The 11,057-nt window shown below is 74.0% G+C and carries 10 protein-coding genes; 6 read left to right on the forward strand and 4 right to left on the reverse strand.

Annotation, left to right across the window (positions count from 1 at the left end; all coding sequences use genetic code 11):
- The first annotated feature begins 35 nt into the window (after positions 1-35).
- Genes LQ326_RS38895 through LQ326_RS38920 form a run of 6 tightly spaced genes read left to right on the forward strand, consistent with a single transcriptional unit; the run spans position 36 to position 5,939 of the window.
- The gene (locus LQ326_RS38895) at positions 36-557 is read left to right on the forward strand and encodes an MSMEG_0572/Sll0783 family nitrogen starvation response protein (protein WP_234543791.1); all 522 of its coding nucleotides are present in this window, start codon (positions 36-38) and stop codon (positions 555-557) included.
- Positions 558-567: 10 nt separating this feature from the next.
- Positions 568-1,650, forward strand: a complete 1,083-nt coding sequence (locus LQ326_RS38900) for an MSMEG_0568 family radical SAM protein (RefSeq protein WP_234543792.1) — start codon at positions 568-570, stop codon at positions 1,648-1,650.
- Complete coding sequence (locus LQ326_RS38905; RefSeq protein ID WP_234543793.1) at positions 1,647-3,158, forward strand: MSMEG_0567/sll0787 family protein; 1,512 nt, start codon at positions 1,647-1,649, stop codon at positions 3,156-3,158. Before LQ326_RS38900 ends, LQ326_RS38905 begins: the two co-directional genes overlap by 4 nt.
- Positions 3,155-4,006, forward strand: coding sequence for a carbon-nitrogen hydrolase family protein (locus tag LQ326_RS38910; protein WP_234543794.1), 852 nt, complete (start codon positions 3,155-3,157; stop codon positions 4,004-4,006). Before LQ326_RS38905 ends, LQ326_RS38910 begins: the two co-directional genes overlap by 4 nt.
- The gene (locus LQ326_RS38915) at positions 4,003-4,866 is read left to right on the forward strand and encodes a carbon-nitrogen hydrolase family protein (protein WP_234543795.1); all 864 of its coding nucleotides are present in this window, start codon (positions 4,003-4,005) and stop codon (positions 4,864-4,866) included. The genes LQ326_RS38910 and LQ326_RS38915 overlap by 4 nt, the downstream gene beginning before the upstream one ends.
- Entirely contained in the window at positions 4,863-5,939 is a 1,077-nt protein-coding gene (locus LQ326_RS38920) for an MSMEG_0565 family glycosyltransferase (protein WP_234543796.1), read from the forward strand. Before LQ326_RS38915 ends, LQ326_RS38920 begins: the two co-directional genes overlap by 4 nt.
- A 92-nt stretch (positions 5,940-6,031) precedes the next feature.
- Here the strand turns inward: LQ326_RS38920 and LQ326_RS38925 are convergent, their stop codons facing one another.
- The 4 genes from LQ326_RS38925 to LQ326_RS38940 form a co-directional block, all read right to left on the reverse strand.
- Positions 6,032-6,865: an SAM-dependent methyltransferase gene (locus LQ326_RS38925; RefSeq protein ID WP_234543797.1), complete on the reverse strand. Its 834-nt coding sequence runs from the start codon at positions 6,863-6,865 to the stop codon at positions 6,032-6,034.
- A 64-nt stretch (positions 6,866-6,929) separates the two neighbouring features.
- Complete coding sequence (gene ccrA / locus LQ326_RS38930) at positions 6,930-8,282, reverse strand: crotonyl-CoA carboxylase/reductase (RefSeq protein WP_234543798.1); 1,353 nt, start codon at positions 8,280-8,282, stop codon at positions 6,930-6,932.
- A 6-nt stretch (positions 8,283-8,288) separates the two neighbouring features.
- Positions 8,289-10,619 (reverse strand): type I polyketide synthase, encoded by a 2,331-nt coding sequence (locus LQ326_RS38935; RefSeq protein ID WP_234543799.1) that lies wholly within the window; start codon positions 10,617-10,619, stop codon positions 8,289-8,291.
- A partial coding sequence (locus LQ326_RS38940) for an acyl carrier protein (RefSeq protein WP_234543800.1) occupies positions 10,616-11,057 on the reverse strand: 442 nt, incomplete at its 5' end. The genes LQ326_RS38935 and LQ326_RS38940, both read right to left, overlap by 4 nt.

Raw genomic sequence — 11,057 nt, forward strand, 5'->3', positions numbered from 1 at the left:
CCCGCCCGACCCCCGCCTCGCACAAGGAGAGAACCATGTCCCAAGCCGCCCAGCTCAGCGACGTCGAGCAGAAGTCCCTCGGCGAGATCCCGCACCCCTCACTCCCCGAGGGCTCCAGCATCTACGGCTCCACCAAGGTCTTCCCCGACTACCAGGCCGAGGACGGCGAGACCTACTTCACCCTCGTCCACGGCATCGCCCACGAGTCGTCCGTGTCCTTCGTCGCCGTCCTGCAGGCCACCCGCGCCCTGCGCAAGGGCTTCGAGACCGCCATCTACTTCTACGGCCCAGGCTCCCTCAACTGCCTGGCCACCCGGGGCTTCCCCACCGTCGGCAACTCCGCCTTCCCCGGCGAGCACAACATCAACAACCAGCTCAAGACGTTCATCGCCGAAGGCGGCAAGGTCTACTGCTGCCGCTTCGGGCTGTCCCTGCACGGCGCCCGCGAGGAGGACCTCATCGAGGGCGTCATCCCCACCCACCCCCTCGACGTCCAGGACGCGTTGATCCACTACGCGCGCAAGGGCGCCATCATCAACTCCACCTACCAGCTGTAGGGAGACCGCCATGAGCACCGGCACCGGAACGACGGTGGATGTGCGGATCACGACCCGCGCCGAACTCGCCCTGCACGGAGTGGCGTCGGACGCCCCCGTACGGCGGCCGGACGGCGCGGGGCCGAGCGACGACGGCCACGTCCTCGTCGACGGTGCCGGTGCCGCGCTTCCCCGCAATCCCGACAGCCCCTACCGGGTCCGCGACGGCCGGGTGTGGCTCGGCGACGAGGACACCGGCCTCACCCTCACCGCCGTACAGCGCCCCAGGTTCTACGACCTCACCACGGCCGACGGCATCCCCTACGAGCACATCGCCCGCCTGCACGGCGCCGACGTCCTCGCCACCACCGTCGTCCAGACCTGCGTCCGCTACGCCGAGTCCGACCGCTGCCGGTTCTGCACCATCGAGGAGTCCCTGCGCTCCGGCGCCACGGTGGCCGCCAAGACACCGGCGCAGCTCGCCGAGGTCGCCGAGGCCGCCGTACGGCTCGACGGCGTCAGGCAGATGGTCATGACCACCGGCACCACCACCGGCCCGGACCGCGGCGCCCGCAACCTCGTACGCTCGGTGCGCGCCGTACTCGAAGCCGTCCCCGGTCTGCCCGTCCAGGTCCAGTGCGAACCGCCCGCCGACCTCGCCTGGATCCGCGCCCTGCGCGACGCCGGCGCCACCGCCGTCGGCATCCATGTCGAGTCCCTCGACGACGCCGTGCGCCGCCGCTGGATGCCCGGCAAGGCGACCGTCCCGCTGTCCGCGTACGAAGCCGCCTGGGACGAGGCGGTACGCGTCTTCGGACCCAACCGGGTCTCCACCTACCTCCTGGTCGGCCTCGGCGAGGACCCCGACGAACTCGTCGCGGGCGCGGCGGCCCTGATCGACCGGGGGGTGTACCCCTTCGTCGTCCCCTTCCGCCCGATGCGGGGCACCCTGGCCGCCCGCGACGGCGTCACCGCCCCGAGCGCCGAACTGCTGCGGTACGTCACCGAGGGCGTCGCCGCCAAGCTGCGGGCCGCCGGGATGCGCGGTGCCGACCAGGGGGCGGGGTGCGCGGCCTGCGGAGCGTGCAGCGTGCTGTCGACGGCGGGCGGGTGAGGGTAGTGCTGCTCGACGGATCCGGGGCGCCGGCGGCGGCAGAAGGGCCGTACGACATCCTGGCCCTGCTGGGCGACCGGAGCACCCTTGCCCGTGCGGCCTCCTTCCGCGTCGAAGAGGCGCGAACGCGAAGCGAGCTGGCGGACTACCGGCGGCTGCGGCAGGACGTGTTCGTGCACGAACAGGGACTGTTCGACGGCCATGACCTGGACGACCGCGACACCGACCCGCGCACGCTGGTGCTGGTCGCCAAGGACACCGCGGGCACGGTCCTCGGCGGGGTCCGGCTGGGACCGGTCGACGACGGTCCGGACCTCGGCTGGTGGGCGGGCGGCCGGCTCGTCGTCGCGCCGGGTGCCCGCGGCTCCTGGGGCATCGGTGCCGCACTGGTGCGGGCCGCGTGCGCGCGGGCCGAGGCGGCGGGCGTACTGCGCTTCGAGGCGACCGTCCAGGTGCGGGGCGAGCCGTTGTTCCGGCGGCTCGGCTGGCGTTCCGTACGCCCGGTCGAGGTCGCGAACACGCCGCACCTGCTGATGCGTTGGCCCATCGGCCGGATCGCGGAGCAGGCGGCGGCCACGAAGTCGGCCCTCGGCCCGCTGCTCACCGCTGCCTTCGGACCGGCGGGCCGCGCCGGCGCCCCGGACCCGGCCGGCGGAGCCCGGCGGGGCGCGTCGCGGGCCGTCCTCGGCGGTGCGGGATTCGTCGGCGACGACGGTGCCCCCGTCCCCGGCACCGACGTGATCGCCGCCTGCGACGCGATCGTGCCGTCCATGGTCGAGCGCGACCCCGAGTGGGCCGGCTGGTGCGCGGTCCTCGTCAACGTCAACGACCTCGCGGCGATGGGTGCTTCACCCCTCGGCCTGCTCGACGCCCTCGGCGCACGCGACGGGGCGCACGCCGAACGGATACTCGGCGGTCTCCTCCGGGCGGCCCGCGCCTACGCCGTCCCCGTCCTCGGCGGGCACACCCAGCTCGGCGTTCCGGCCGCCCTCTCCGTGACCGCGCTGGGCCGGACGGCGCGTCCGGTGCCGGGCGGAGGCGGACGTCCGGGACACGAGGTGCGGCTGACCGCCGACCTCGGCGGTGGCTGGCGCGCGGGATACCGGGGCCGCCAGTGGGACTCGACCAGCCACCGCCGTGCGGACGATCTGCGCGCCATGACCGGCGCGGTCGCCGCCGCCCGGCCGGCCGCCGCCAAGGACGTGTCGATGGCGGGCATCGCCGGCACCCTCGGCATGCTCGCCGAGGCGAGCGGCTGCCGGGCGGTGCTCGACGTGGCCGCCGTGCCCCGACCGTCCGGGGCGACCGTCGGCGACTGGCTGACCTGCTTTCCCGGCTACGCGATGCTCACCGCCGACGGACCGGGCGCCCCGCCCCTGCCCGCCGGACCGGCCACGGGCGCCGTGTGCGGCGAACTGACCACAGGAGAAGGCGTCGGGCTGCGCTGGCCCGACGGCGAGATCACCGAAGCGGTCACCTCGACGGTGACCGGGATGGGAGCCGCATGAGCACGCTGCGGATGGCGGCCGTCGCCGCCGAGTTCAGCCGGGACCTGGAGGAGGACTTCCGCGTCGCCGAACAGCTGATCGAGCGGGCGCGGGAGCAGGACGTACGGTTGCTCGCGCTGCCGGAGGCGTGCCTGGGCGGATACCTGCTCAGCCTCGACGACGCCGCGGAACTCGACGAGGGTCCGCCCGCCCTGGCCCTCGACGGCCCCGAGATCCGCCGGCTGGCCGCCCTGGCCGGGGAGATGACGGTCGTCGCCGGCTACTGCGAGGCGGACGGGGACGGCAACCGCTACAACAGCGTCGTCTGCGTCTGCGGCGACGGTGTGCTCGGCAACCACCGCAAGGTGCACCAGCCACTGAGCGAGGACGCGTCCTATGCCTCCGGGGACCGGTTCCATGCCTTCGACACCCCGGTCGGCCGGATCGGCATGATGATCTGCTACGACAAGGCGTTCCCGGAGTCCGCCCGGGCACTGGCACTGGACGGCGCGGAGATCGGCGTGTGCGTGTCGGCCTGGCCGGGCGCCCGGACCAACGCGGCCGCCAACCTCGAAGAGGACCGCTGGAAGCGCCGCTTCGACCTCTTCGACCGGGCCCGCGCCCTGGAGAACCAGATCGTGTGGCTGTCGGCCAACCAGGCGGGCACCTTCGGGTCGCTACGCTTCGTCGGCAGCGCCAAGGTCGTCGACCCCGGCGGCGACGTCCTCGCCGACACGGGCGTCACGGCCGGCATCGCCGTCGCCGAACTCGACGTCGCCCAGGCACTTGGGACCGCCCGCCGGTCGATGGGGCACCTGCGCGACCGGCGGCCCGAGACCTACACGTACGCAGGAGCAGTCACCGCATGAGCACGATCCGGATCGCGGCCGCGGCCGCCCACTTCGGCCGCGACCTGGAGTTCGACCTCGCCCGCATCGCCAAGCTGATCGACGACGCCCGTGCCTGCGGTGCCGGACTGCTCGTGCTGCCGGACGCCGCCCTCGGCGGCTACCTCGCCGACCTGCGCCACCCGGATCCCGAGGCGCTGCCCCCGGCCCTCAAGCCCGACGACCCGCTGATCCACCGGGTCGCCCGGCTGGCCGCCGAGCTGGTGGTGTGCGTCGGCTACTGCGAGGACGCGGGCGACGAGCGCTTCAACGCGGCCGTCTGCGTCAGCGGCGACGGCGTCCTCGGCCGCCACCGCAAGGTCCACCTCCCGGCCGGGGAGACCGCCGCCTACACGCCGGGCGACCGCTTCGACGCCTTCGACACCCCCGTCGGGCGCCTCGGCATGCTCATCGACTACGACAAGACCTTCCCCGAGTCCGCCCGCTCGCTCGCCCTCGACGGGGCCGAGGTCCTCGCCTGCCTGTCCGCCTGGCCCACCTCCATCACCAACCGCGCCCCGCGCATGGCCCAGGACCGCCAGGCCAGGCTCTTCGACCTCTACGACCAGGCCCGCGCCGCCGAGAACCAGCTCGTCCTCGCCTCCTCCAACCAGACCGGCGCCATGGGCGGCATGCGCTTCCTCGGCCAGGCCAAGGTCGTGAGCCCCGGCGGCGACATCCTCGCCCGCACCTGGACCAAGGCCGGCCTGGCCGTCGCCGAGATCGACGTCGCCGCCGAGATCGACCGCGCCCGCCGGGTCCTGCGCCACCTGGACGAGCGCCGCCCCACCGCCTACCGCGAACACCCGTCGCCCGCCGGACCTCCGGGAGCAGCCTCGTGAAGATCGCCCTGCTCAGCTACTCCACCAAGCCGCGCGGCGGCGTCGTGCACACCCTCCACCTCGCCGAGGCCCTCGCCGCGCTGGGCGAGGACGTGACGGTGTGGACGCTGGGCCGGGGCGGCGACACGGGCTTCTTCCGGCCCGTCTCCCCGGCGGTACGGCTGCGGATCGTGCCGTTCGCCGACGGCCCGGCCGGCGAGACGGTCGGCCAACGCGTCGTGCGCTCCATCGCCACCCTCCGCGACGCCTTCGACCCCGCCCCGTACGACATCGTCCACGCCCAGGACTGCATCAGCGCCAACGCCGTCGGCCGCTGCGTCCGCACCGTCCACCACATCGACCACTTCACGACGCCCGAGCTGGCCGCCTGCCACGAGCGGGCCATCGTCGAGCCGTACGCGCACGTCTGCGTGTCGACGGCGGTCGCGGACGAGCTCCGGACGGGCTGGGCCCTGACGGCCGAGGTGATCCCCAACGGCGTGGCCTACGAGCGCTTCGCGACCACCGATCCGGCGGCGCGGGCGAGCGTGCGCTCCCGCCTGGGCCGCTACCTCCTCACCGTCGGCGGCATCGAACCGCGCAAGGGCTCCCTGGACCTGCTGGAGGCGTACGCCCTGCTGCGCGCCGACCACCGTGACGTCCGGCTGGTCGTCGCGGGCGGCGAGACCCTCTTCGACTACCGCGACTACCGCGCCCGCTGGGAGTCCCGGGCGGCCGAACTCGGCGTGGCACCACTCGTGCTGGGCCCGGTGCCCGACGACGAGCTGCCCGTCCTGGTCGCCGCCGCGGACGCCTTCGCCTTCCCCTCGCTCAAGGAGGGCTTCGGCCTCGCCGCCATGGAGGCACTCGCCGCGGGCGTCCCCCTGGTCGTACGGGACCTGCCCGTCCTGCGCGAGGTCTTCGGCCCGGCGGCCCACTTCGCCGCCACGCCCGGCCAGTTGGCCACCGCACTCGGCCACGCCCTCACGGCCGAGGACCCGGCCAGGCGGGCCGCCGGACGGGAGCTGGCCGCCGCCCACACCTGGGCCGAGGCGGCCCGTCGCCACCTGGCCCTGTACCGCTCGCTGCGCTGACCGGACGCGTCGCGCCCACGGCCTTCGTGCCGGACGCGTGCTCCGTGGCCGGGGCACGTGTGCGGACGAAGGCCGCTTCCGCGTACGGCGGGTCAGGGGCGTACCGCCGCCACCAGCAGGCACCCGAACTCGTCGACGCCCACCATGTCGGACGGCCGGAACAGGTCCGGCAGGTTGGTCTGGCCGAGGGCCTCGGGGCGCTCGGCGCCGGCGGCCGGGCGGGCCAGTTCGGTGAAAGTACGCTGCATCGTGTGCTCGGTGATGTCGAGCAGTCCGCGCAGCCTGAGCCCGGCCCGGTGCAGCATGGCGACGTAGTCGTCGGCGTCGGCGAGCGTCACCATGAAGTTGCGGCAGAACTTCTCGATGGACGGATGGGTCACCGCCTTCCTCGGCGCCCGCTCGAACACGTCCGTCAGCACCAGCCGGCCGCCCGGCCGCAGCACCCGCGCCACCTCGGTGAGCACCTGCTCCCGGTCCGGCATGTGGATGATCGACTCCAGGGCCATCACGGCGTCGAACGTGCCGTCCTCGAAGGGGAGTTTCATCGCGTCCGCGTGCCGGAACTCCGCCCGGTCGGCGAGCCCGGCCTCCGCGGCCAGCCGGTTGGCGGTCTTCACCTGCTCCTGGCTGATGCTGATCCCGGTGACCCGGGCGCCGGTCTCCCGCGCCACCCTGATGCCGGGGCCGCCGACCCCGCACCCCAGGTCGAGGACATGGGCCGAGTCGTCCACCAGCAGCCGCTCGATCAGCACGTCCGTGAGCCGGTCGACCGCCTCCTCCAGCGTGGCCGTGGAGTCGGGGGTGTCCCAGAAACCGATGTGGATGTTGGGGTTGAACGTGCCGTCGTTCAGCGCGGTCAGGGTGAGCCGGTCGTACAGCTTGCCGACGGCCTCCGGCACGGGCAGCGTCTGCGTGGAGTCGGTCATGGGATCCGCCTTTCTGCACAAGGGACAAGGAGAAGACAGGGGGACAGGGGACAGGGGGTGCAGGTCAGCTGAGGGTGGCCGGACCGGCCGCGAACTCCCGCAGCGGGTTCAGGGCCTCTTCACCGATCCGGGCGCGCAGTCCCGGTGCGGTGACGCCGAGGCCGGGCTCGGGTGCGAGGCAGAGCACGCCGACCTTGCCGATGTGCCGGTTGAGCTGCACCAGCCGGGTCGCCTCGCCGACCTGGTCCAGCGGGAACAGCGAGGACAGCGCCGGGGCGAGACCGCCGAGCGCGAAGAGCCGGGCGCACTCGACCTGCTCCTGGAGGTTGGCGACATGGCTGCCGAGGACGCGCTTGAGCCGCATCCACAGATAGCGGTTGTCGAACTGGTGGACGTAACCGGTGCTGGAGCCGCAGGTCACGACCGTTCCGCCACGTTTGACCACGAACACCGAGATACCGAAGGTGGACCGGCCCACGTGCTCGAACACGATGTCCGGGTCCGTGCCCACCGCGTCCCGGACGATCCGCCCGATCCGCTTGCCGGCCTTGAGCGTCAGCTCGGGGTCGTCGCCCTCGTCGTCACCGACGCCGACCTCCTCCCGGTTCACGACGACGTCGCACCCGAGCTTCCGGGCGGCCCGCGCCTTCTCCTCGGAGCCGACCACGCCCACCGCGATCCCGCCGCCGTTCTTCACCAGCTGGGCCGCGTAGGCGCCGAGCCCGCCGGAGGCGCCCCAGATCAGCACGACGTCGCCCTGCTTCATCCGGGCCCCGCGATCGCTGACCAGCATGCGGTACGCGGTACCCGCGCAGGCGGGGACCGTCGCCGCCTCCTCCCAGGTCAGGTGCGGGGGCTTGGGGATGAGCTGGCTGGCCCGCGCCACCGCGTAGTGGGCCAGCCCGCCGTAGTTCGTCTCGTAGCCCCAGGCGAGCTGGTGCTCGCCCAGCATGCCGTCCGCCTGGTTGGCGGGCTCCTGGTCGTCCACCCGGGCCGCGTTCACCATCACGTGATCGCCGATCCGCCAGCGCCGCACCCCGGAGCCCATCCGGACCACGACCCCGGCCGCGTCCGAACCCAGCACATGGAACGGCCGGTCGTGCCGGGCCGCCCAGCCGCCCTCCCGGCCGTACGCCCGCAGGAACCGGAAGGTGGACAGCGGCTCGAACTTCGCCGACCACACCGTGTTGTAGTTGATCGAGCTGGCCATGACGGCGACCAGCACCTCGTCCGGGGCCAGTTCGGGCATTGGCACCTCGCCGACGCGCAGGGTGCGGCGGACGTCCTTGTCGGGGGCGTCGCCGAACACCCCCTCGTCCTCGACGCGCAGATGCGCGGCGGTGAAGTGCCCGGGCAGCGGGGCCCGTGCCAGGTCGCCGGGGGAGGCCCCGGACAGCACGGCGTCGGTCAACGACACGGTGGATCACCTCTGTTCGGGGGAGCGGTCGCTGGGCTGGGCGTACCAGTGGTGTGTCCTGGCGAACGGATAGGTCGGCAGCGGCACCCGCCGTACCCCGGGCCCGCCGAAGACCGCCTCCCGGTCGAGTCGCACCCCGGCGACGAAAGCTCCGGCCAACTGGTGGGCAAAAGAGTCGAGTTGGGCACAGGGTGCGGTGGCGAGGCGGACCAGCGCGGAGTCCGGGCCCGTCGGGGCGGGCCCGTCCGGCGGCTCGTCGCCGCCCAGCAGCCCCGCGAGCGCCGCGTCCAGGGTGCGGTCGCCGCGCAGATGGGCGGCGGCCCAGCGCCCGGCCCGGCCCTCGCCGAGCAGCACCACGGGACCGGCCAGGCAGGCCTGCCACAGCCAGGCGTACGCCACGTGCAGCGCGAACGCGGCCACCGGCGCGTCCGGTTCCGGTTCCGAAGCCGCCAGCAGCTTTCCCAGGGGCCGCCCGCCGGTGTACGGGACGAGCGCCTCGTCCAGATCGGCGACGGCGTCCCGGAAGGCCGGCCACTCCCAGGGCAGCCGGTCGTAGGAGGGCAGACCGGCGGGGACAGGGTGGGCGCAGACCAGCGCGGTCCGGCCGGTGCGGGCGGCCCCCGACCGCACCCACAGGGACGGCTCCCCGTCCGCCAGCGCCCGCAGCCCGGCCAGGTACTGTCCCCGGTCGGCGCCGACCACCGCCGCCCGGTGCCCGAAGACACCACGGGTCACCGCGAGGGAGTACGCGATGTCCGCGTCGCACCACCGCGCCGGGTGCGCGTCGAGGTGGGCGAGGAGTCCGCGGGCCTGCCGGCGCAGGGCCGCCGGGTCCTTCGCGGACAGCAGCCACGGCAGCGCCCGCACATCCCGTGCGGGCCCGGCGGACGCTCCTGACGGCGGGTCCGCCGGCCACGGCGGGTGTGCGGGTGCTTCGAGGACGGCATGCCCGTTGGTGCCGCCCGCGCCGAGCGCCGTCACGGCCGCCCGTCCGGGCCGGTCCGTCCGCGGCCACGGCACGGCGGCCGGCACCGGCCGCAGCACCCCGCCGCTTCGTTCCACGGTCTCCAGCGGCGGCTCGCAGTTGAGGGTCGCGGGGACCGTGCCGTACCCGAGCGCGAGCACCGCCTTCATGATCCCGGCCATCCCGGACGCCGACTGCGCATGGCCCAGGTTGGACTTGACCGACCCGAACAGCAGCGGCCGGTCCGGCGGCCGCTCCCGGCCGTAGACCGCGAGCATCGCCTCGGCCTCCATCACGTCACCCAGCGGGGTCCCGGTGCCGTGCGCCTCGACGTAGTCCACATCCGCGCCCGACAGTCCGGCGTCCGCCAGCGCCCGTGCCATCACCCGCCGCTGCCCCGGCCCGTTGGGCACGGCCAGTCCGTTGCTGGTGCCGTTCTGCCCCACCGCCGTGCCGCGTACCACCGCCAGCACGGGATGCCCGCCGCGCTCGGCGTCCGACAGCCGTTCAAGAAGCAGAACCCCCACGCCCTCCGCCCAGTTGCCGCCGTCGGCCTCGGCCGAGAAGGGCTTCGTCCGCCCGTCCCGGGCCAGCGCGCTCAGTCTGCTGTGTTCCAGGAACACGTCGGGCACGGCCATCACGGTCACCCCCGCGGCCAGTGCCAGCGAGCACTCTCCCGACAGCAGCGAGCGCCGGGCCAGATGGAGCGCCGAGAGCGAGGAGGAACAGGCGGTGTCGACGGTGAGCGCCGGGCCGTGCAGCCCCAGGGTGTACGCGATACGGCCGGACGCGGCACTGGGCAGCGTCCCGACGGCCAGGTAGTCCGTGCCCTCCTGCGGCCGCTCCCGCCCGCCGTCCGTCCCCGCGTATCCCTGCGGGGTGAGGCCCACGAACACACCCGTGGGCGACCCGGACAGCGTCGACGGATCGATCCCCGCGCTCTCCACGGCCTCCCACGCGGTCTCCAGGAGCAGCCGCTGCTGGGGATCGGTCCCGGCGGATTCCTCCGGCGAGTAACCGAAGAACTCCGCGTCGAACGACCCCGCGTCCGTCAGGAATCCGCCCTCCCGGACGCTGCACCGTCCCGGGATCCCCGGCTCCGGGTCGTACAGACCGGCCACGTCCCAGCCCCGGCCGGCGGGGAACGGGGACAGACAGTCCTGCTCCTCCACCAGCGCCCGCCACAGTGCCTCCGGCGTGTCGATGCCGCCGGGCCAGCGGCAGCCCATCCCGATCACCACGACCGGATCCTGCCCTCGCGACCGCTCCGCCTCGGCGAGCCGTTCACCCAGCTCGCCCGCCTTCCGCCGTTCCTCCTGCAGCGCGGCCGTGGCCTTGCGCAGGTACTCCCGCAGCCGGGCCTCGTCGCTCATGGCGTCTCCTGCGAGCCGTCGGCGTCGATCAGGGCGAACAGTTCGTCGTCCGACGCGTCGGTCAGATCGTCGTCGTTCCCGTCGGCCAGCCCGGCGAGATGCTCGGCCAGCAACAGGGGCGTCGGATGGTCGAAGGCCACGCTCACCGGCAGGTCGAGGCCGGTCGCCGCGACCAGCCGGCGGCGCAGGTTGACCGCCGTCAGCGACTCGAAGCCCAGCTCCTGGAAGGTCCGTTCAGGGACGATCGGCTCCGGCGAGTCGTGCCCGAGCGCCACGGCGGCGTGCAGCCGGACGAGGTTCAGCATCTCATCGAGCAGCTCGTACGGGGAGAGCGAGGCGAAGCGATCGCGGGGGACGCCGCCCTCCGCCGCCGGGATGGCCACGGGACGGGGCGCGCGGTCGGTGAACCGGCTCGACTCCAGCCAGTAGCGCTGGTGT

The organism is Streptomyces shenzhenensis (genome assembly GCF_021462265.1).
Taxonomy (GTDB): domain Bacteria; phylum Actinomycetota; class Actinomycetes; order Streptomycetales; family Streptomycetaceae; genus Streptomyces; species Streptomyces shenzhenensis.

Coding starts and splice junctions, on each gene's coding strand:
- LQ326_RS38900 (WP_234543792.1), top strand. CDS start 568: ATGAGCACCGGCACCGGAACGACGGTGGATGTGCGGATCACGACCCGC.
- LQ326_RS38935 (WP_234543799.1), bottom strand. CDS start 10,619: ATGAGCGACGAGGCCCGGCTGCGGGAGTACCTGCGCAAGGCCACGGCC.
- LQ326_RS38910 (WP_234543794.1), top strand. CDS start 3,155: ATGAGCACGCTGCGGATGGCGGCCGTCGCCGCCGAGTTCAGCCGGGAC.
- LQ326_RS38895 (WP_234543791.1), top strand. CDS start 36: ATGTCCCAAGCCGCCCAGCTCAGCGACGTCGAGCAGAAGTCCCTCGGC.
- LQ326_RS38915 (WP_234543795.1), top strand. CDS start 4,003: ATGAGCACGATCCGGATCGCGGCCGCGGCCGCCCACTTCGGCCGCGAC.
- LQ326_RS38925 (WP_234543797.1), bottom strand. CDS start 6,865: ATGACCGACTCCACGCAGACGCTGCCCGTGCCGGAGGCCGTCGGCAAG.